Origin of the sequence: Mesorhizobium sp. Root695 (assembly GCF_001428185.1) — a bacterium.
Classification (GTDB): Bacteria; Pseudomonadota; Alphaproteobacteria; order Rhizobiales; family Rhizobiaceae; genus Mesorhizobium.
The window spans coordinates 32,616-51,978 of sequence record NZ_LMHO01000019.1; the positions used below are offsets into that span (position 1 = coordinate 32,616).

Consider the following 19,363-nt stretch of genomic DNA (forward strand, 5'->3'; position numbering starts at 1 on the left):
CCTTACTTCAGCATGCCGGCTACGTGTTCGGCATGCTGCTCATGGCCCTGGAATATCTTCAGGCCGGTTTCCAGCAGGCTCTTCAGTTCGGCATTCTGCGCCGACGGGATGAGCAGCGTCTCGAGCGCGCCGTTGACCTGCTTGTGGTAGGCGACCTCGTTGTCGACATAGGCCTTGTCGAAGGCAGCGCCGTCGAGCTTGGCAAGCTTGGCTCTCTCCTCGGCGGCGGCCTTGCTCAACGCCTGGCTGGTGGCATTGTCTTCCGGTGTGACCTTGAGTTTCTTGACCAGGTCGAGCGCCTGCACGTTCACGGCCTCGTGGTCGCGCACCATGTCCTTGGCGAAATCCACGACCTCCTTGGTCTTCGATTTCTCGATCGCCAGCTTGGCCGTTTCAACGTCGATGACCCCGGCCGTATAGGCGATGTGGGCGATCTGCGGATCGGTCGGCTTGTCGGCGGCCTGTGCGAACGGGGCAGTGCTAAGCAGCAGCAGGGCGGCCAGGGCAGCAGTGTGTCGGATAGACATGGCATCTCCTTCGTCCGGACGCTGAAATCGTTCCGGACAGTGTTTTTCGGTTGACGGTCATTGGATGCTGGTCGGCGGCAAACGTTCCCGTCAAAATCAACTGAATCCGTTGAGGGTCAGCTTTCCAGCCCGAGCCGCCGCATGACGGCGCTGGTCAGCCTTTCGCAACGTCGGCCGGCGAAGGGGAAGGCATCGAGCAGAACCGGCCCGATCTGGTCGTCCAGTGCCTTGCGCACCAGGGCGCGGGCGCGGTGCAGCCTCGTCTTGACGGTTTGCGGCCGCACCCCCAGAAGATCGGCGGTCTCTTCGATGCTCAGCCCCTCGATCACCCGCGCCACGAACACCGTCCGGTAGACATCGGGAAGGCTGTCGGTGGCCCGTTCGACCAGTTGGAGGATCTGCCGTTGCGCCATCGTCCGCTCCGGATCGTCGCTGGGGTTGAGAGGGAACCGGATGATCTCGGCTTGCGGATTTTCCGGCAGTGCCACCGTTCTGCGGCTTTTGCGCAGCCGGCCGAGCGCCTCGTTGATGACGATGCGCGACAGCCACGTGGCGAGCGAGGAGTCGCCGCGAAACGCATCGAGATGGGCGAAGGCCTTGACATAGGCCTCCTGGACGATGTCTTCGGCCTCGCTGTCATTGCGCACGACGCCGCGCGCGATCCGGTAGAGTCGCTGATTGTGTGTCTTGATGATGGTGCGGAAGGCATCGCCGTCGCGCGCCAGCGCCCGCCGCACGAGCTGCGTGTCGTCTGACGCGGCAGAAGGCAGGACCGTCAACACAACAGGCATGGCCAGTTTCCTCAACCCGATCTGCGAACCGGAACCTCGATTGAGAGATTGGACACCGTTGCCGGCAAAAGGTTCCCGAAGATTTTTCGCCGGTCCGGCGGCGGCTACCCTACCGCGCCGAGCGAGGGCCTGTCAGCAGCCTGCAGGCGCGCCGTGGCCGCCAGGAGATCGGTCTGGGTGATCAGCCCGAGAATCCGCTTGTCGTCGTCGACGATGATCACCGCATGGTTGCGGCCGTCGGTGAGCACGGGCAGCAAGCCCATGGCGGTGAAACCGGCGGCGGCTGTCGCCGCGGGCGATATCACGGATCCAACCGTGCCGAAGGCCTGGGTCAGTTCCCGCAATCCGACGGTGCCTGCCAGCCTTGCCTCGGCGTTGACGACCGGCAAGGTACGGATGTTGTGGTCAAGCAGCAATTGGCGCGCCGCATCAGTGGAGGTGTGGGTGTCGACCGAGATCACATCGCGCGACATGATGTCCTCGCACAGAAGGGTCTTGTGCGCGCGCAACATCGCCTGCAATTCGACTTGCCGCAGCAGTCGGTCGAGATCGTTGCGATCGATATCGAATGTCTCATCGAGTGCGCCAAGTGCTGCATCGATGTCTTCGGACTGAAAGCCGACGCGCGACTGTGCCGGCGGATCGACGGTGCCGTGGCTGTTCGCCGGTGCTGCAACCGGCACATGCGGATAGTTGCGCCGGGCCAGTCTATGGAAACCGTAGCCAAGCGCCACCAGCAGGATCGAGTTCAGCGCCACCGGCACGAATGGAAACAGGAAGCCGGCGCTGATGACCGCAGGCCCACCCAACACCGCGGTCAAGGCGGCGGCCCCGCCCGGCGGATGCAGGCAGCGCGTGAACGACATGGCGGCGATGGCCAGTGCCACCGCGATGCCGGTGGCAAGCGCGGTTTCTTGTATGAAATGCGCGACGATCACCCCGACCAGTGCCGATATCGTGTTGCCGCCGATGATCGACCATGGCTGCGCCAGCGGGCTGGCCGGCACGGCGAACAGGAGCACCGCCGACGCCCCCATCGGCGCCACCAGCAACGGCACGTGCGGGCCGTTGCCGAGCACCAGACCGCCGATCACGCCGGTCAACGCGATGCCGATCGTCGCGCCGATGCAGGCGATGATGCGCTCGCGCAGCGTCGCGCCGGCAAGAATGGGAACAAAAAGGCGGAAAGCCATGACGTCGAAAACTCTGCCGGTAATCAGGGGAAGTAGAAACCGCGATGATCGCACCGCAATGGCGCGACCTCGTGGAATTTGAAAGCCAAATTGATCCGCGAGGCCGCGGTTTGTGGGAATAGAATTCCGCTATGTTGCGGCTGCATCCTCGCGGCGGCATGCGGGTTCCGTATCGCGATGCGCGTGTTTCACCAGTCTTTCGAGATGCTTGCGCCGGTCAGCTGAATCAGTTTGGCGGGTGGTCTGATCCTTCAGGCAGCCGCCGCGGCGGTCAGGCCGCGCGAAATGTCGGCCTTCAGGTCGTCGACATCCTCGAGGCCAATCTGCAGGCGGATCAACGGTCCCTCATAGGGCGCTTTTACAACAACGCGGTCGCCAAGCCAGACGGGTACGGCAAGGCTCTCATAACCACCCCAGGAATAGCCGAGGCCGAAGATCCGCAGCGCGTCGAGGAAGGCGTGCTGCTGCTTCTGGCCGCCGCCGGCAAGCACGATTGAAAAGATGCCGCTCGAGCCGGAGAAGTCGCGCTTCCACAGATCGTGGTCCGGGTGGCTGGGAAGGGCAGGGTGGAGCACGCGCGCCACGCCTTTCTGGCCCTCGAGCCAGGAGGCGATGGCAAGCGTGCTGCGCTGGTGGTGCTCCAGGCGCACGCCCATGCTGCGCAAGCCGCGCAGCACCTGGTAGACGTCGTCTGGTCCGGCGCAGCAGCCAAGCGTGCAGAAGCTTTCGTAAAGATGCTTCCAGCAGCTCTCATTGGCCGACACCGTGCCAAGCAGCACGTCGGAATGGCCGGCCGGATACTTCGTCGCCGCATGGATCGAGATGTCGACACCGTGGTCGAGCGGACGGAAATAAAGCGGCGTCGCCCAGGTATTGTCCATCATGACGATGGCGCCCGCGGCGTGCGCCGCCTTGACGATGGCCGGGATGTCCTGCACCTCGAATGTGTTGGACGCTGGCGATTCCGTGAACACCACCTTGGTGTTGGGCTTGATCAACGCGGCAATACCGGCACCGAGATCGGGGGCGTAGTACTCGACCACGACACCCAGCCGCTTCAGCATCGTGTCTGCGAAGTTGCGGGTCGGATGATAGACGGTATCGACGATCAGCAGATGGTCGCCGGCCGACACGAAGGCGAGCAGCGGCACCGTCACCGCCGCAAGACCCGACGGCACCAGGATCGTGCCGGCCGAGCCTTCCAGCACGTCTATGGCGTCGGCAAGGGCATCGGTCGTCGGTGTGCCGCGCGTGCCGTAAGTGTATTTCTGGCTGCGTGCCGCCATCGACGCCGCGTCACGATAAAGCACGGTCGAGGCATGCACCACCGGCGGATTGACGAAGCCGAAATAGTCATGCGGATTGTTGCCCGAATGGGCGAGCCGCGTGTTGATGCCCATCCCGCCGCTAAAGTGCTCGCTGCCGTCTTTCGCCATTCTGCGTCGCCTTGTTTGACAAGCCGCTAGCCATAGTGCGGCGCCATGGACCGTGCAACAGCCACCGTCCGCCAGGAGATGGACTTCGAATATGCCAATTCGTCGCGGTAAAAGGCGGCCATGCGGCTGCGGCATGACCCCGGCGGTGCATCGTCGGCAGCTACGCCAGTCTCCGCCGATCGGCCTATTGTAGGCGGCGGGGAAAGGTATATGGTTTATGGCTAATATTAATCGCCGGATTGCTTCGATCAGATGCTGCCGGATGGTTGTTGCCGGTTGACCTTCTGGTCCTCCACGATCCGGATCGCGCTCACGAAGCGTGAGCGCGGCAAGGGGAGGAATGCCATGCCCGACGTCAAATGGACAATGAAGGCGCGCGAATTCACCAACTGCAACTGCGCCTATGGCTGCCCGTGCCAGTTCAACGCCATGCCGACATACGGATTCTGCCAGGCGGTCGCTGGCATGGAAATCGAGAGCGGCCATCACGGCGACACCAAGCTCGACGGATTGCGGTTCGTCGGGATTTTCCGTTGGCCCGGCGCGATACACCAGGGCAAGGGCGAAGCCGCGGTGGTTATCGACGAGAGGGCGACCGAAGCCCAGCGTGGAGCACTGCTTCGCATATTGGGCGGTCTGGACACCGAACCAGGTGCAACGATATTCCAGGTCTTTTCGACCACGCTGGAGAAATTCCACGATCCGATCTTTGCCCCGATCGAATTGAAGGTCGACGTCGACGCGCGAACCGGGAGGCTGCACATCAAGGGCGTAACCGACGGCCATGGCGAGCCGATCAAGAATCCGGTCACCGGCGCCGAGCACCGGGCGCGCATCGACCTGCCGCACGGCTTCGAATACGCGATCGCCGAAGTCGGACGTGGCTGGACCAAGGCGACGGGCCCGATCAAGTTCGAGTTGGCCGATACGCACAGCCATTTCGCCAATCTGCATCTCACGCAGAGCGGCATCGTGCATTGACCTGATTCAATGGGCGACACGGCCCTCGAGGCGTTGCTGCGGCGCGACCGCGCGGTCGTAACGGCCGCGCTCGTCGTGATTGCCGCGCTCGCCTGGGCCTATGTGCTGTGGCTCACCGCCGACATGGTCAGGCCTGGTTCTCCCGTACCGGACAGCACAGGCGGCGACATGGCCGGAATGGACATGGGCGCCACCGTGGCGCCTGGTTTCCGGTCCTGGTCATCGGCCGATTTCGCTTTCATCTTCACAATGTGGGCGGTGATGATGGTCGGGATGATGACGCCCTCGGTCGCGCCGATGTTGCTGCTCTATGCCGGCGTCGGTCGCAAGGCGCGGGCGGATGGCCGGCCCATCGCTTCGACGGGATGGTTTTTTGCCGGCTATCTCGCCGTCTGGGTCGTCTTCAGCGTCCTGGCGACCGGTGCTCAATGGCTGCTCGCCCGTCTCGCCTTGCTCGATCCTTCGATGGCGACCGGAAGCGCGATCCTCGGTGGCCTCGTCCTGATCGCCGCCGGTCTCTATCAATGGACGCCGATGAAGGGAGTCTGCCTGCGCCAATGTCAGTCGCCGATCGCGTTCCTGGTGAGCCATGGCGGGTTCCGCTCCGCTCCGCTCGGCGCGCTTCGGCTCGGCATCGATCACGGCGCCTATTGTCTGGGTTGCTGCTGGGCGCTGATGGCTCTGCTGTTCGTCGGCGGCGTCATGAACGTGCTGTGGATCGCCGGCATCGCCATCCTTGTTCTCCTGGAGAAGACAGTCCCGACCGGACAGTTGATTCCGCGCGTCTCCGGCGCGTTGATGGCTGCGATCGGCGCCTGGCTCGTCCTTCGAGCTCTTTGAGAACAGTCCTTGTCTCCGGGCGGTATTGGCCTGCAACCACCCGGCAACCAACAGATGACAGTCTTTGGACATGGCAATTCATTGCCCATTGAGGTCAATAACGCCGAGGTGTTGCCTGGGATGGATTTCGCTGCCGCGGCCCTCATTTGTGTTGAACGAGCATTGCCGCCTTTATTTGCGCTCCTGACCAAATCGCGGGCGCGTTTGTCTGTAAATCAGGCATTTACGGCAATCGGTTTTCAAACTCTTTCGGTTTCGGTCATTTCCCTTGACCTCACGGGAATTATCGCCTTCGATGACATTTGTGAATGGGAGGCAGCGCGTCGGTTACGATGCGGGGGTTCCGGGAATGGGCCGGAATGGGAGCTGCGTTCACATGGGAAAAAGATCGGGGTTTGCCCTGAAAAACAGAGAAAAGGGTCTGTGGGTCATGAAACATATTGCTATCGGCATTCTTGGCGCCGCCACGCTTGGGTTGGTGGCGTCGGCCGCGTCGGCAGGCACGCTTGACACCGTCAAGGCGAAGGGCTTCATCCAGTGCGGCGTCTCGACCGGCCTGGCCGGCTTCTCGGCGCCGGACGACAAGGGTGACTGGCAAGGCATCGATGCGGATTTCTGCCGCGCTGTCGCGGCCGCCGTCTTTGGCGACGGTACCAAGGTCAAGTTCACGCCGCTCAGCGCCAAGGAGCGTTTCACCGCGCTGCAGTCCGGCGAGGTCGACATCCTGTCGCGCAACACCACCTGGACGATCAACCGCGACACGGCACTTGGCCTGAACTTCATCGGCGTCACCTACTATGACGGCCAGGGTTTCATGATCAACGCCAAGAAGCTGCCGGGCGTCAATTCCGCGCTGCAGCTTTCCGGCGCCGCCGTCTGCGTGCAGAGCGGCACGACGACCGAGCTCAACCTCGCCGACTACTTCAAGGCCAACAAGATGGAGTACAATCCGGTCGTCTTCGAAAAGCTGGAAGAGGTCAACGCCGCCTATGACGCCGGCCGCTGCGACGTCTACACCACCGATCAGTCGGGTCTCTACGGCATCCGCCTGACGCTGGGATCGCCGGCCGACCACGTCGTGCTGCCCGAGATCATCTCCAAGGAGCCGCTCGGACCGGCCGTTCGCCAGGGCGACGACCAGTGGTACCACATCGTCAAGTGGACCTATTTCGCGCTGCTCGACGCTGAGGAACTCGGCATCACCAAGGCCAATGTCGACGAAATGAAGAACTCCGCCAGCCCGGAAATCAAGCGCGTGCTCGGCCAGGAAGCCGATACCAAGATCGGCACCGATCTCGGCGTCTCCAATGACTGGGTGGTCAACATCGTCAAGGCCGTCGGCAATTACGGCGAAATGTTCGAGCGCAATGTCGGTTCGGGCAGCCCCCTGAAGATCGCGCGTGGCATCAACGCGCTGTGGACCAAGGGCGGCCTGCAATACGGTGCGCCGATCCGCTGATCGAAATGTGATCCGGGAGGCAGATCGTCTGCCTCCCGGTTTCTCTTTCCAGGGGACGGTCGAATGGCATCGCAGGAAGTTCTTCGCGAGGAGCCCAGCCGCGGTTCCTTCATCAACGATCCGAAGGTCCGGGGTATATTTTTCCAGGCGTTGGTCGTCGTCGTGCTGGTGGCGGGCGTCTGGTGGATTGCCCACAACGTCATTGCCAACCTGACGCGCCTGCACATCGCTTCGGGCTTCGGCTTCCTCAAGGGCCGCGCTGGCTTCGACATCAGCGAGAGCGCCATCGCCTATTCGTCGGATTCGACCTATGGCCGCGCCATCTTGGTCGGCTTCCTCAATACTGTCATCGTCGCCATCGTCGGCATCATCACCGCGACAATCATCGGCTTCATTGTCGGCATTGGCCGGCTTTCGCAGAACTGGCTGATCAGGAAGATCTGCACGGTCTATGTCGAGGTGTTCCGCAACATCCCGCCGCTGCTGGTCATCTTCTTTTGGTATTCCGGCGTGCTGGCCGTGCTGCCGGCGCCACGCGACAGCATCAACCTGCCGTTCGGCTCCTTCCTCAACCAGCGCGGCTTCTATTTTCCACGCGCCGTGTGGGGCGACGGCTCCTGGCTGATCTTCGTCGCTCTGCTTGTCGGCATCGCCATGGCGTGGTTCGTCGCGCGCAAGGCGCGGCAACGGCAGATGGCGACCGGCCAGCAATTTCCCGTGTTCTGGACGTCCGCCGCGCTGATCGTCGGGCTGCCGTTGCTCGCCTATGCGCTGAGCGGCTTTCCCCTGACTTTCGACTACCCGAAGCAATCGACGTTCAATCTGACCGGCGGCTTCCAGGTCAGGCCGGAGTTCCTGTCGCTGTATCTGGCGCTGTCCTGCTATACCGCCGCCTTCATTGCCGAGATCGTACGCGCCGGCATCAGGGGCGTCAGCAAGGGCCAGACGGAAGCTGCCGGTGCGTTGGGGTTGCGGCCCGGATCGATCCTGCGGCTGGTCGTCGTGCCGCAGGCCATGCGCATCGTCATTCCGCCGCTGACCAGCCAATATCTCAACCTGACCAAGAACTCGTCGCTCGCCATCGCCATCGGCTATCCGGACCTGACGGCGACCGCCGGTACGGTGCTGAACCAGACCGGTCAGGCTGTCGAGGGCGTGGTGATCATGATGGTGATTTATCTGGCCATCAGCCTGCTGACCTCGCTTGTGATGAACTGGTTCAACGCCAAAATGGCGCTGGTGGAGAGGTAAGGACATGCAAGAACATGATATGTCCTGGGTGCGTACCGAAATGGCGCTGGCGCAGCCGGCGCCAGCCGGCGTCACGGGTCTCGGTGCGTGGGTGCGCAAGAACCTGATCGCTTCCGCCGGCGACACCATTTTGACCATCGCCGGCATCGCGCTGGTGGCGATGATCCTGCCGCAAATCATCAACTGGGCGTTCATCAACGCTGTGTGGACGGGAGCGGACCGGACCGTATGCGCCACCGTGGCGCAAGGCGGAATCCAGCCGGATGGCTGGACCGGTGCCTGCTGGGCCTTCGTCAACGCCAAATTCGGTCAGTTCATGGTCGGGCGCTATCCGATCGAGGAGCGCTGGCGGCCAATCCTGGTCGCCATCCTGTTCGTGGCGCTGCTGGTGCCGATGCTCATCCCGAAGGTGCCGCGCAAAGGGCTGAATGCCGTTCTGCTGTTCTTTGCGCTGCCGATCGTCGCCTTCGTCCTCTTGGTCGGCGGCATGTTCGGCCTGCCACATGTCGAGACCTCGCTGTGGGGCGGGCTGCTGGTAACGCTCAGCCTGTCCTTCGTCGGTATTGCCGTTTCGCTGCCGCTGGGCATAGTGCTGGCGCTTGGCCGGCGTTCCAAGATGCCGATCATCAAGACGCTGTGCGTCGTTTTCATCGAGACGGTGCGCGGCATCCCACTGATCACCGTGTTGTTCTTTGCCAGCGTCATGCTGCCGCTGTTCCTGCCGGAGGGAGTAAGCTTCGACAAGTTCCTGCGCGCGCTGATCGGCGTGTCGCTGTTTTCCGCCGCCTACATGGCTGAAGTGGTGCGCGGCGGCCTGCAGGCGATCCCCAAGGGCCAGTATGAAGGTGCCGATTCGCTCGGTCTCGGCTATTGGCAGAAGATGTATTTCATCGTCATGCCGCAGGCACTGAAATTGGTCATTCCGGGCATCGTCAACACATTCATCGGCATGTTCAAGGACACCAGCCTGGTCATCATCATTTCGATGTTCGACCTGCTCGGCATCGTGAAGCAGAACTTCTCCGACCCAAACTGGGCAACAGCGCAGACGGCCAGATCCGGCCTGATCTTCGCGGCCTTCGTCTTCTGGCTGTTCTGTTTCGGCATGTCGCGCTATTCAATGTTCACCGAACGCCGGCTCGACACCGGCCATAAACGCTAAACAAAAGAACAAGGGGATCCCGTCATGGCCACCGAAAACGCCGTCAGCGCGGAAGAGATCAAGGTCAACGCCGCCAAGATGCAGATTTCCACCACCGATGTCGCCATCGACATCATCGCCATGCACAAATGGTATGGCGAATTCCATGTGCTCAAGGACATCAATCTGAAAGTGATGCGCGGCGAGCGGATCGTCATCTGCGGCCCGTCAGGCTCCGGCAAATCGACAATGATCCGCTGCATCAATCGCCTGGAAGAGCACCAGAAGGGCAAGATCATTGTCGACGGCAAGGAGCTGACCAACGATCTCAAGAAGATCGACGAGGTGCGCCGCGAGGTGGGCATGGTGTTCCAGCACTTCAACCTGTTCCCGCATCTGACCATCCTGGAGAATTGCACGCTGGCGCCGATCTGGGTGCGCAAGACGCCGAAGAAGCAGGCCGAGGAAATCGCCATGCATTTCCTCAAGCGCGTCAAGATCCCGGAACAGGCCCACAAATATCCCGGCCAGCTGTCCGGCGGCCAGCAGCAGCGCGTGGCGATCGCCCGTTCGCTGTGCATGAACCCGCGCATCATGCTGTTCGACGAGCCGACCTCGGCGCTCGATCCGGAAATGATCAAGGAAGTGCTGGAGACGATGGTTGGCCTTGCCGAAGAAGGCATGACCATGCTGTGCGTCACCCACGAGATGGGCTTTGCCCGCAAGGTCGCCAACCGCGTGATCTTCATGGATCAGGGCCAGATCGTCGAGCAGAACACGCCGGCCGAGTTCTTCGACCACCCGCGCCACGAGCGCACAAAGCTGTTCCTGTCGCAGATCCTGCACTAGGCCTTTGACGGCCACGGGGAGCCCGGCTGAAACAGTGCCGGGCTCTTTTGCGTATGGATGAGCAGGAGGGGGGCGGTTTGTGTTGCGCCGGGGCGCGTTTGCAGGGCCGTCATTCATGAGAAAGCTGGGACGTTTTCTTGGCCTGCTGTTGATCGTCGTTGCGCTCGCTGCGACGATGGGCGCTCTCGTGCCGCGGCCGCTGTGGCGGTCGGCCGCCGCCACGCCCGCCGCGGCGCGCCACATCCTGGTGCTGAAGAACCCGATCCACACGGACATCGCCATTCCGGTCGACGATGCCGTGCGCCAGCGCTTCCGCTTCCTGGTCGACGCCGGCATACCAGCCGACAGTCCGGAGGTGCGCTACATCGTCTTCGGCTGGGGCGGCCGCGCTTTCTACCTGGAGACGCCGACATGGTCTGAGTTGAAGGCGGTGCCGGTGATGAAGGCGCTGACCATCGATGCTTCGGTCATGCATGTCGATGTCGCCGGTGATATCGCAGAATCGCGCCCGGACGTCGCGGGTTTCGACATCGGCGAGGAGCATTTTACGGCGCTGCTCGACTTTATCGATGCGAGTTTCCAGCAGGGGCCGAAGGGTCCGATCCTTGTTCCGGATGCGGCCTATTCCAGGTTCGACGGCTTCTACGAAGCCAAGGGCCATTTCAACGCGCTGGTCGGCTGCAACATCTGGACGGCGGCCGCCTTGCGCACCGCCGGCCTGCGCACCGGCTGGTGGAACCCGCTGCCTGTATCGCTTGGCCTGTCGATGCGGCTGTATAACTAGCCGTGTTCAATGTGCTGGTATTCAAGCTTCAGCGTCGGATGATTTTCTGCGGCTGCCAGCCATAGAGCCAGTCGAGATCGGCAGCGAGTTTCTCTGACGAGCGCATCTTCAGGAACAGATTGCGGGCGATAGCTACGGGGCCTGTGGCATGCCAGGCAAGGCGGTTGACGGCGCCGCGACGCGCGACCCTGGCGACGCGCGGCCGCCGCAGGTTCTCCCAGATTTGAAGACTTTGTGCCGGATCGGCGGGGAAGTCGGCGATGATATCGGCAAGCATCGCCGCATCCTCGATCGCCATGGCCGCACCTTGCGCCGCGAACGGGGTCATCGCATGCGCGGCGTCGCCGATCAGCGCGATGCCGTCCGGCCTCGTCCAAGGCTGGTTCTGTTCGACAGTATGAAGCGGCCAGGTCAGCCACGCACCAACCATTTCCACCAGTTCTGTAAGACCAGGCGCGGTGCCGCGCATTGCGCTGGCGAGGATCCCGGGATCGGCATGGCCGGACCAGCCCTCGGCAATACGCTCGCCTCTGGTGAAGGCGACGAGGTTGAAGGCGTCGCCCTTGCTGACGGGGTAGGCCACCATATGGAAGCCCGGATACAGGAAGGTGGTGACGCAGTCCGGAGTGCCGATCGCCGCGAAAGCCTGCCCTGCGGCACTCTGCGCGGCAATGGTCGCGCGCCAAGCCAGTTCGCCGGAAAACCGGCTTCTTGGCGAGGTCGCCCTTTTGGCCGAATCGACAAGGGCGCGCACTGACGACCAGACGCCATCGGCGCCAACCAGCAGGAAGCCCTCGGCCGCGATGGTCTTGCCGTCGAACTCCGCCGTCGCGGTGATGCCATGCGTGCCGGTGGCAACGCTGCCGATACGGACGCCGGTGGTGAGACGGATATCCGGCATCTCGGCGACGCGCGCGGTCAGTGCGCTCTGCAGATCGGCCCTGTGAGCGACGAGATAGGGCGCTTGCCAGCGTGTTTCAGCGGCTTGTCCCAGCGGCACCCGCGCCAGTTCGCGCAACGTCGCTGCGTCCTTCAAGACCACCGCTTCCGGCCGCACCGCTGCCGGCAGCAGCCGGTCGAGCACGCCAAGCTGGCGAAGGATGCGTGTCGCGTTAGGAGAAAGCTGGAGGCCAGCACCGGCTGCTTCCAGACGCCGCGCCTGTTCGAACACCCGTACCGAGTAGCCGCGTTCGGCGAACGCAAGGGCTGCGGTCAGCCCGGCGACGCCCGCCCCGGCGATGACGACTTGCCGGGAACGCGTGTCATTCATCGGGCTTGTCGCGACTCAGGCGGCCTGGTCGATATAGATGCAGCCGGCCGGCAGCGTTTCCGTCGCCTTCAGCTTTGGCGAATAGCGGTAAAGCGTCGAGCAATAGGGGCAGACTTTTTCATCGTCGCTACCCATGTCGAGAAACACATGCGGGTGGTCGAAAGGCGGATTGGCACCAGTGCACATGAATTCCTTGACGCCGATGTCGATTGCCGGGTGGCCCGCATCGTTCTGAAAATGGGGAATGGAACCGCCTGCCATCGTCGTCTCCTTAACGCAGTCTCCTCTGCATCTGGATCATAACAGGCCTCTTTGCAAGATCGATGAAATCAAACTGTCGCAAAAGCCTGTCAGAGGATAAGTTAAGCCGGTTAACCGGCTGACGGTGTGGGAAGAGCAGGAACCATGAACGAACTGAAGCCGGTCCAGAGCGAATTCGTGAACGTCGAGGTGGCTCGTCCGGAGGGCGGCAACCCGGATCGCTTCGTCAACCGGGAGTTTTCCTGGCTGCAGTTCAACCGGCGCGTTCTCGAGGAATCGCTGAACCTCAATCATCCGCTGCTGGAGCGCGTCCGTTTCCTGTCGATCTCGGCCGCCAATCTCGACGAATTCTTCATGGTCCGCGTCGCCGGCCTCGCCGGCCAGGTGCGCGAGGGCATCACGCTGAAGAGCCCTGACGGCCGCACCCCCGAACAGCAGCTCGAACAGCTGCTGCGTGAGGTCGAGCGGCTGCAGGAAGACCAGCAGAAGAGCCTTTCGGCGCTCACCGTGCTGCTCAACAAGGAAGGCATCGAGAGCATCACCCGCGATGCGCTGACCAAGGAGGAAAAGGTCTGGCTGGAAGACCATTTCCAGGGGCAGGTGTTCCCGGTGCTCACCCCGCTGTCGATCGACCCGGCGCATCCGTTCCCGTTCATTCCCAATCTCGGCTTCTCGATGGCGCTCCAACTGCGCCACCGCAAGAACGGCGAAGAGATGAGCGCGCTGCTGCGTCTGCCGGTTGCGCTGAAGCGCTTCATCCGCCTGCCGGACCGCAAGCATCATGTCCGCTTCATCCCGCTGGAAGAGGCTGTCGGCCTGTACATCGGCAAGCTGTTTCCCGGCTACGAGGTCAAGGGCTCCGGCACGTTCCGCATCATTCGTGACAGCGATATCGAGGTCGAGGAGGAGTCCGAGGATCTGGTGCGTCTGTTCGAAACGGCGCTGAAGCGGCGGCGGCGCGGGTCGGTGATCCGCATCGAATTCGACAGACTGATGCCTTCCGAATTGCGCGACTTCGTGGCAGGCGAGCTTGGAGTGTCGTCGAGCCGCATCAGCGTCCTGACCGGACCGCTGGCGCTCAGCCAGATCTCCGAGATCGTCGCCGTCCCACGTGACGATCTGAAATTCACGCCCTACAATCCGCGTTTTCCCGAGCGCATCCGCGAGCATGGCGGCGACTGTTTCGCCGCCATCCGCGAGAAGGACATCGTCGTCCATCACCCCTACGAATCCTTCGACGTCGTCGTGCAGTTCCTGCGCCAGGCGATGGCCGACCCGGAAGTGGTGGCAATCAAGCAGACGCTTTACCGCACCTCCAATGACAGCCCGATCGTGCGCGCGCTGGTCGACGCGGCCGAGGCCGGCAAGTCGGTGACAGCGCTGGTCGAGCTCAAGGCGCGCTTCGACGAAGAAGCCAATATCCGCTGGGCGCGCGACCTGGAGCGTGCCGGCGTGCAGGTCGTGTTCGGCTTCCTCGAACTGAAAACGCATGCGAAAATGTCGCTGGTGGTGCGGCGCGAGGACGGCAAGCTGCGCAACTATGTGCATCTTGGCACCGGCAACTACCATCCGGTCACAGCGCGCATCTATACCGACCTGTCCTTCTTCACCACCGATCCGACGATCGCCCGCGATGTCGCCCAGCTCTTCAATTTCATCACCGGCTACGCCGAGCCGACGGATGAAATGCGGTTGGCGATCTCGCCGTTCACGCTGAGAAGCCGTATCCTGAAGCACATTGCGGACGAGATCGCCTATGCGGTGGAGGGGAAACCGGCGCGCATCTGGATGAAGATGAACGCGCTCGTCGATCCGATCATCATCGACGCGCTCTATGATGCCAGCCGAGCCGGCGTCGAGATCGACCTTGTCGTGCGCGGCATCTGCTGCTTGCGGCCGCAGGTTCCAGGCCTGTCGGAAAACATCCGTGTAAAATCCATTGTCGGCCGTTTTCTCGAGCACAGCCGCATCTATTGCTTCGGCAACGGTCACGGCCTGCCGTCGGACGAGGCTATCGTCTACATCTCTTCGGCCGATCTCATGCCGCGCAATCTCGACCGCCGCGTCGAGACCATGGTGCCGATCACCAATCCAACTGTGCATGAACAGATCCTTGGCCAGATCATGCTGGGCAACATCATGGACAATCAGCAAAGTTTCGACGTATTGGCTGATGGAACCTCCCGGCGCGTGGTGCTGGAGGAGGGCGAGGAACCGTTCAACGCGCAGGAATATTTCATGACCAATCCGAGCCTGTCGGGACGGGGTGACGCGCTGAAGTCGCATGCGCCCAAGCGCATTGCGCAGTTCAAGCGTCGCAAGAAGAACGCCGCAGCGTCCGGCTGATGCTGTCTTATTCCCAGGGCCGGCTGCAGGACCGCCGACCGCTGTCCATCATCGACATCGGATCGAACTCGATCCGTCTCGTCGTCTATGAGGGGCTGGCGCGCTCGCCGACCATGCTGTTCAACGAAAAGATGCTGGCCGGTCTCGGCCGTGGCATTGTTTCGACAGGCAAGCTCGATCCCGAGGCGGTGACCCGCTCGATGGAAGAGTTCCGCCGCTTTCGCGCGCTCTCCGACCAAGCCGGCGCCGAGCATATGTATGTGCTGGCGACCGCCGCCGCCCGCGAGGCGGTCAACGGTCCCGATTTCATCCACCGCGCCGAGGACGTGCTGAAGACGGAGATCCGTGTCATCAGCGGCCGTCAGGAAGCCTATTATTCGGCGCTCGGCGTCATTTCCGGCTTTCACCCGGCCGATGGCATCGCCGGCGATCTGGGCGGCGGCAGCCTCGAGCTGGTCGACGTCAACGGCGAAGCGATCGGTGACGGCATAACGCTGCCGCTGGGTGGCCTGCGCCTGCAGGACATGGCGAAAAACTCGCTGACCCAGGCAGCCAAGATCACGCGCGACGAACTGGCGAAGGCGAAGCTGTTGAAGGGCGGGCAGGGCAGGCCCTTCTATGCCGTCGGCGGCACCTGGCGAAATCTCGCCCGGCTGCACATGGAAATGACCAACTATCCGCTCGGCGTCATGCACCATTACGAGATATCGGCTGAAAGCGCGGCGAACTTCCTCAAGCAGGTGGCCAAAGCGGAGATCGAGAAGGTCAAGGGGATTGAAGGCGTTTCCAAGAACCGCCGTTCGCTGCTGCCTTATGGCGCTATCGTGCTGCAGGAGATCATGGCGGCGATGCAGCCGTCGAAGATCATCGTTTCGGCGCTCGGCGTGCGCGAAGGCTTTCTCTATTCGCTGCTCGACGCGGCCGAGCAGAAGGCCGATCCGCTGATTTCGGCCTCGGAAGAACTCGCACGCCTGCGCTCACGCTCCGTCACCCATGCGCATGAACTTGTCGACTGGACCGCCAGGACCTTTGCCGCCTTCGGCATCGACGAGACCGAGGACGAGGCGCGCTACCGCCATGCGGCCGCGTTGCTGGCCGACATCGGCTGGCGCGCGCACCCCGAATATCGCGGCAAGCAATCGCTCAACATCATCGCGCACGCATCCTTCTTCGGCGTCGACCATCCCGGCCGCGCCTTCCTGGCGCTGGCCAACGCCTATCGTCACGACGGCATCTTCAACGAAGCCATCGCACCCGAGATCAAGGCGCTGGCGACGCCACGCTATCTGGAGCGGGCACGGGTGCTGGCGGCGATGATGCGCGTCGTCTACCTGCTGACGGCGTCGATGCCCGGCATCATGCCCAGGCTGAAATGGGAACAGCGCGGCAATGGCGTGCTGGCGCTGGTCTTGCCGGCATCGCTGGCCGATCTCTATGGCGAACGGCCGGCCGGGCGCCTGGCGCAACTGGCAAGGATAACCAACCGCCGGCTGGTGCTGGCCGTCGAGGGCGGCCCGAGCGTGTCGGTGAAATAGGGCGTCTCGGTCAAATAAAGCGTGTCGGTGAAGTAGGCGTTACGCCAAACCACGCCCGTCGACCGACCATGCGCCGGCACCGGCCATCGCCAATGCCAGGAAGCCGCCCGATATGGCGATGTCCTTCATCAGCATCTGCTGGTGCAGGAAGGCGAGCATCGCGTCGCCGCCACCTTGGCCGTAATGGCCGATGAAACCGGCGGCGATGCAGAAGGCGGCAAGCAGCAGCCCTGTGATCCGGGTCTGGAAACCGACCAGGATGAGCAGCCCGGCGATCAGTTCGAACAGTCCCGTGCCCCAGGCGGCAAGCGTCGGCAGCGGCAGGCCGAGGCCGGCGAAATAGCCTGTGGTGCCGGCAATATCGCTCAACGCTTGGAAACCGGAGGGCACGAACAGGGCGGCGAGCAGCAGCCGGGAAAGCAGGAGCAGCACGTTGCGGGGCATGCGTTCACCTCCGTTGTCGGCCGCGGGTGGCCTCGTCCCCGATCCTAGCAGAAATTCCGGCTGATCGGCGGGCATACACGGACAACGAAAAAGCGGCGCGGAAAATTCCGCACCGCTTTCATCTCAAGTCTGGGGAGGGAAACTTAGCCGCGCTTGGCGTCGACCGAGTAGGCGCCGGCGCCGAGCACCGCCAAGAGTAGGAAGCCACCGGTGAGGCCGAGATTCTTCTGCAGCATCAGAAGCTGCATCTGGTCGGCGAAGTTGAGGTGCGCGACAGCCGTGGCGCCCAGCGTGAAGATTGCGAGCGCGATCGCCACAAGGCGGGTCTGGAAGCCGACGAATATGGCGAGGCCGCCGAAGAATTCGAGCAGGCCCGAACCGACCGCGGCGACCGTCGGCAGCGGCAGGCCGATGCTGCCGAACCACTGCGCGGTGGCGGAAATCGCTGTTAGCTTGGCAAAGCCCGACAGGATGAACAGGATCGACAACAGGATGCGGCCGACGAGGATCACGATTGATGCATTGGATGTCGTGCCGGTGCTGGCGACGGAAGTGTTGGTGGACATGGCTGGTCTCCGAATGGGTTGAATGGCCATCAGATAGACGATACCGACTGTTCACCAAAGCTTCCGATCTGGCAACACATTGTTCACAGATAGTGCATTTCCGTCGGACAAACCGTGCAAAATTCGGGTCAGGTCAGGTCGCGACGGGGGTAAATTCTCCTGTCGCGAGATGTCTTACCCCGGATGCGTCATATCCTCCGGCCGCACCAGCCGGTCATAATCGGCTTCGCTGATCAGCCCGGTGGCGAGCGCTTCCTCGCGCAGCGTGGTGCCGTTCTTGTGCGCGGACTTGGCGATCTTGGCGGCATTGTCGTAGCCGATGGTCGGCGCCAGCGCCGTCACCAGCATCAGCGAGCGGTCGAGTGCCGCCTTGATGTTGTCTTCCCGCGCCTCGATGCCGACGACGCAATTGTCGGTGAAGGAGACCGAGGCGTCGGAGAGCAGCTGCACCGACTGCAGGAAGTTGTAAGCCATCAGCGGGTTGTAGACGTTGAGCTCGAAATGGCCCTGGCTGCCGGCGAAGGTGAGGGCAGCATTGTTGCCGAACACCTGCACGCAGACCTGGGTCATCGCCTCGCACTGGGTCGGGTTGACCTTGCCCGGCATGATCGACGAGCCCGGCTCGTTTTCCGGCAGCGACAGTTCGCCGAGGCCCGAACGCGGGCCGGAACCGAGGAAGCGGATGTCGTTGGCGATCTTGAACAGTGCGGCGGCCGCCGCGTTGATGGCGCCGTGCGAAAACACCATGGAATCATGGGCTGCCAGCGCCTCGAACTTGTTCGGCGCCGTGACGAAGGCGATGCCGGTGATGGCGGCGATGCGATCCGCCACCCGTTCGGCAAAGCCGACCGGCGCGTTGAGGCCGGTGCCGACGGCGGTGCCGCCCTGCGCCAGTTCCTGCAGGCCGGGCAGCGTCAGCGCGATGCGCTTGATAGATGAGGCGACCTGCGCGGCATAGCCCGAAAATTCCTGGCCAAGCGTGAGGGGGGTGGCATCCTGCGTGTGCGTGCGGCCGATCTTGATGATGTGATTGAAGGCCCGGCTCTTGGCGTCCAGCGCCTTGTGCAGGTGCTTCAGCGCTGGCAAGAGATCGTGCACGATGCGCTCGGCGCAGGCGATGTGCATGGCCGTCGGATAGGTATCGTTCGACGACTGGCTCATATTGACGTGGTCGTTGGGATGCACCGGCTTCTTGGAACCCATGACGCCGCCCAGCATCTCGATCGCCCGGTTGGAGATCACCTCATTGGCGTTCATGTTGGACTGCGTGCCCGAGCCGGTCTGCCAGACCACCAGCGGGAAATGGTCGTTGAGCTTGCCGTCGATGACCTCTTGCGCCGCCTCGACAATCGTCTTGCCGATCGCCGGGTCGAGCCGCTTCAATTCCATGTTCGCTTCGGCCGCCGCGCGCTTGACGATGCCCAGCGCGCGCACGATCGATGCCGGCTGCTTCTCCCAGCCGATTTTGAAATTGCCAAGGGAACGCTGCGCCTGCGCGCCCCAATAGCGATCGGCGGCGACTTCGATCGGGCCGAACGTGTCGGTTTCGGTTCTGGTCTTTGCAGCGGTCACGGGTCTCTCCTCGTCGAAGTCGGCAACGGCGTATCGCGTTGCACAAACGGCTTCAAGCAGAGAATGCGGGCGGCAAGGATGCAAATCGGTTGAAGGCGCGGCGCTTCTCTCCTTCTC

At 62.8% G+C, this 19,363-nt stretch carries 18 protein-coding genes; 9 read left to right on the forward strand and 9 right to left on the reverse strand.

Annotated elements, in window-relative coordinates; translation table 11 throughout:
• Positions 1-2: 2 nt before the first annotated feature.
• The 4 genes from ASD99_RS17715 to ASD99_RS17730 form a co-directional block, all read right to left on the reverse strand.
• On the reverse strand, positions 3-527 hold the full coding sequence (locus tag ASD99_RS17715; protein WP_057144424.1) for a DUF4142 domain-containing protein: 525 nt from the start codon (positions 525-527) through the stop codon (positions 3-5).
• Positions 528-643: 116 nt separating this feature from the next.
• A complete protein-coding gene (locus ASD99_RS17720; protein ID WP_057144425.1) occupies positions 644-1,318 on the reverse strand; it encodes an RNA polymerase sigma factor in 675 nt (224 codons plus the stop codon).
• A gap of 104 nt (positions 1,319-1,422) precedes the next feature.
• Positions 1,423-2,511 carry an HPP family protein gene (locus ASD99_RS17725; RefSeq protein ID WP_057144426.1) on the reverse strand — a complete coding sequence of 363 codons (1,089 nt, stop codon included), beginning with the start codon at positions 2,509-2,511 and terminating at the stop codon, positions 1,423-1,425.
• A gap of 251 nt (positions 2,512-2,762) precedes the next feature.
• Positions 2,763-3,947 carry a cystathionine beta-lyase gene (locus ASD99_RS17730; RefSeq protein ID WP_057144427.1) on the reverse strand — a complete coding sequence of 395 codons (1,185 nt, stop codon included), beginning with the start codon at positions 3,945-3,947 and terminating at the stop codon, positions 2,763-2,765.
• A 345-nt stretch (positions 3,948-4,292) separates the two neighbouring features.
• Here ASD99_RS17730 and ASD99_RS17735 point away from each other — a divergent pair, with 345 nt between their 5' ends.
• The 7 genes from ASD99_RS17735 to ASD99_RS17765 all read left to right on the forward strand — a co-directional run bounded on the left by ASD99_RS17735 (position 4,293) and on the right by ASD99_RS17765 (position 11,252).
• Positions 4,293-4,928, forward strand: coding sequence for a DUF1326 domain-containing protein (locus tag ASD99_RS17735; protein WP_056593564.1), 636 nt, complete (start codon positions 4,293-4,295; stop codon positions 4,926-4,928).
• A 9-nt stretch (positions 4,929-4,937) separates the two neighbouring features.
• On the forward strand, positions 4,938-5,768 hold the full coding sequence (locus tag ASD99_RS17740) for a DUF2182 domain-containing protein (RefSeq protein WP_057144428.1): 831 nt from the start codon (positions 4,938-4,940) through the stop codon (positions 5,766-5,768).
• A gap of 430 nt (positions 5,769-6,198) precedes the next feature.
• Positions 6,199-7,227 (forward strand): amino acid ABC transporter substrate-binding protein, encoded by a 1,029-nt coding sequence (locus ASD99_RS17745; RefSeq protein WP_056593570.1) that lies wholly within the window; start codon positions 6,199-6,201, stop codon positions 7,225-7,227.
• Positions 7,228-7,290: 63 nt separating this feature from the next.
• Complete coding sequence (locus ASD99_RS17750; protein ID WP_056593573.1) at positions 7,291-8,478, forward strand: amino acid ABC transporter permease; 1,188 nt, start codon at positions 7,291-7,293, stop codon at positions 8,476-8,478.
• A 4-nt stretch (positions 8,479-8,482) separates the two neighbouring features.
• Positions 8,483-9,640 carry an amino acid ABC transporter permease gene (locus tag ASD99_RS17755; RefSeq protein ID WP_056593576.1) on the forward strand — a complete coding sequence of 386 codons (1,158 nt, stop codon included), beginning with the start codon at positions 8,483-8,485 and terminating at the stop codon, positions 9,638-9,640.
• Between the two features lie 78 nt (positions 9,641-9,718).
• Positions 9,719-10,468 (forward strand): amino acid ABC transporter ATP-binding protein, encoded by a 750-nt coding sequence (locus tag ASD99_RS17760; protein ID WP_031260969.1) that lies wholly within the window; start codon positions 9,719-9,721, stop codon positions 10,466-10,468.
• A gap of 115 nt (positions 10,469-10,583) precedes the next feature.
• Positions 10,584-11,252 (forward strand): TIGR02117 family protein, encoded by a 669-nt coding sequence (locus tag ASD99_RS17765; protein ID WP_057144429.1) that lies wholly within the window; start codon positions 10,584-10,586, stop codon positions 11,250-11,252.
• A 28-nt stretch (positions 11,253-11,280) separates the two neighbouring features.
• Here ASD99_RS17765 and ASD99_RS17770 read toward each other — a convergent pair whose 3' ends face one another.
• Positions 11,281-12,522 (reverse strand): FAD-dependent monooxygenase, encoded by a 1,242-nt coding sequence (locus ASD99_RS17770; protein ID WP_057144430.1) that lies wholly within the window; start codon positions 12,520-12,522, stop codon positions 11,281-11,283.
• Positions 12,523-12,537: 15 nt separating this feature from the next.
• A complete protein-coding gene (locus ASD99_RS17775) occupies positions 12,538-12,783 on the reverse strand; it encodes a zinc-finger domain-containing protein (protein ID WP_056593585.1) in 246 nt (81 codons plus the stop codon).
• A 144-nt stretch (positions 12,784-12,927) separates the two neighbouring features.
• Between ASD99_RS17775 and ASD99_RS17780 the strand changes: the two genes are divergently transcribed.
• Together ASD99_RS17780 and ppx are read left to right on the forward strand one after the other, a co-directional pair.
• Positions 12,928-15,129: an RNA degradosome polyphosphate kinase gene (locus ASD99_RS17780; protein WP_056593589.1), complete on the forward strand. Its 2,202-nt coding sequence runs from the start codon at positions 12,928-12,930 to the stop codon at positions 15,127-15,129.
• Entirely contained in the window at positions 15,129-16,664 is a 1,536-nt protein-coding gene (gene ppx / locus ASD99_RS17785; RefSeq protein WP_056593593.1) for an exopolyphosphatase, read from the forward strand. Before ASD99_RS17780 ends, ppx begins: the two co-directional genes overlap by 1 nt.
• Positions 16,665-16,703: 39 nt before the next feature.
• Here ppx and ASD99_RS17790 read toward each other — a convergent pair whose 3' ends face one another.
• From ASD99_RS17790 to fumC, 3 genes are all read right to left on the reverse strand, one after another.
• A complete protein-coding gene (locus ASD99_RS17790) occupies positions 16,704-17,108 on the reverse strand; it encodes a DoxX family protein (protein WP_056593596.1) in 405 nt (134 codons plus the stop codon).
• 143 nt (positions 17,109-17,251) lie between these two features.
• Positions 17,252-17,674, reverse strand: a complete 423-nt coding sequence (locus tag ASD99_RS17795) for a DoxX family protein (RefSeq protein ID WP_057144431.1) — start codon at positions 17,672-17,674, stop codon at positions 17,252-17,254.
• A 174-nt stretch (positions 17,675-17,848) separates the two neighbouring features.
• Positions 17,849-19,246, reverse strand: coding sequence for a class II fumarate hydratase (gene fumC, locus ASD99_RS17800; protein WP_056593602.1), 1,398 nt, complete (start codon positions 19,244-19,246; stop codon positions 17,849-17,851).
• Positions 19,247-19,363: the final 117 nt, after the last annotated feature.

Bases quoted from the DNA above. Each gene is read 5' to 3' on its own strand.
- ASD99_RS17775 (WP_056593585.1), bottom strand. From the start codon at position 12,783: ATGGCAGGCGGTTCCATTCCCCATTTTCAGAACGATGCGGGCCACCCG.
- ASD99_RS17740 (WP_057144428.1), top strand. From the start codon at position 4,938: ATGGGCGACACGGCCCTCGAGGCGTTGCTGCGGCGCGACCGCGCGGTC.
- ASD99_RS17720 (WP_057144425.1), bottom strand. From the start codon at position 1,318: ATGCCTGTTGTGTTGACGGTCCTGCCTTCTGCCGCGTCAGACGACACG.
- ASD99_RS17735 (WP_056593564.1), top strand. From the start codon at position 4,293: ATGCCCGACGTCAAATGGACAATGAAGGCGCGCGAATTCACCAACTGC.
- ASD99_RS17770 (WP_057144430.1), bottom strand. From the start codon at position 12,522: ATGAATGACACGCGTTCCCGGCAAGTCGTCATCGCCGGGGCGGGCGTC.
- ASD99_RS17730 (WP_057144427.1), bottom strand. From the start codon at position 3,947: ATGGCGAAAGACGGCAGCGAGCACTTTAGCGGCGGGATGGGCATCAAC.
- ASD99_RS17715 (WP_057144424.1), bottom strand. From the start codon at position 527: ATGTCTATCCGACACACTGCTGCCCTGGCCGCCCTGCTGCTGCTTAGC.
- ASD99_RS17765 (WP_057144429.1), top strand. From the start codon at position 10,584: ATGAGAAAGCTGGGACGTTTTCTTGGCCTGCTGTTGATCGTCGTTGCG.
- ASD99_RS17760 (WP_031260969.1), top strand. From the start codon at position 9,719: ATGCAGATTTCCACCACCGATGTCGCCATCGACATCATCGCCATGCAC.
- ASD99_RS17795 (WP_057144431.1), bottom strand. From the start codon at position 17,674: ATGTCCACCAACACTTCCGTCGCCAGCACCGGCACGACATCCAATGCA.
- ASD99_RS17725 (WP_057144426.1), bottom strand. From the start codon at position 2,511: ATGGCTTTCCGCCTTTTTGTTCCCATTCTTGCCGGCGCGACGCTGCGC.
- ASD99_RS17755 (WP_056593576.1), top strand. From the start codon at position 8,483: ATGCAAGAACATGATATGTCCTGGGTGCGTACCGAAATGGCGCTGGCG.
- ASD99_RS17780 (WP_056593589.1), top strand. From the start codon at position 12,928: ATGAACGAACTGAAGCCGGTCCAGAGCGAATTCGTGAACGTCGAGGTG.
- ASD99_RS17745 (WP_056593570.1), top strand. From the start codon at position 6,199: ATGAAACATATTGCTATCGGCATTCTTGGCGCCGCCACGCTTGGGTTG.
- ASD99_RS17790 (WP_056593596.1), bottom strand. From the start codon at position 17,108: ATGCCCCGCAACGTGCTGCTCCTGCTTTCCCGGCTGCTGCTCGCCGCC.
- ppx (WP_056593593.1), top strand. From the start codon at position 15,129: ATGCTGTCTTATTCCCAGGGCCGGCTGCAGGACCGCCGACCGCTGTCC.
- ASD99_RS17750 (WP_056593573.1), top strand. From the start codon at position 7,291: ATGGCATCGCAGGAAGTTCTTCGCGAGGAGCCCAGCCGCGGTTCCTTC.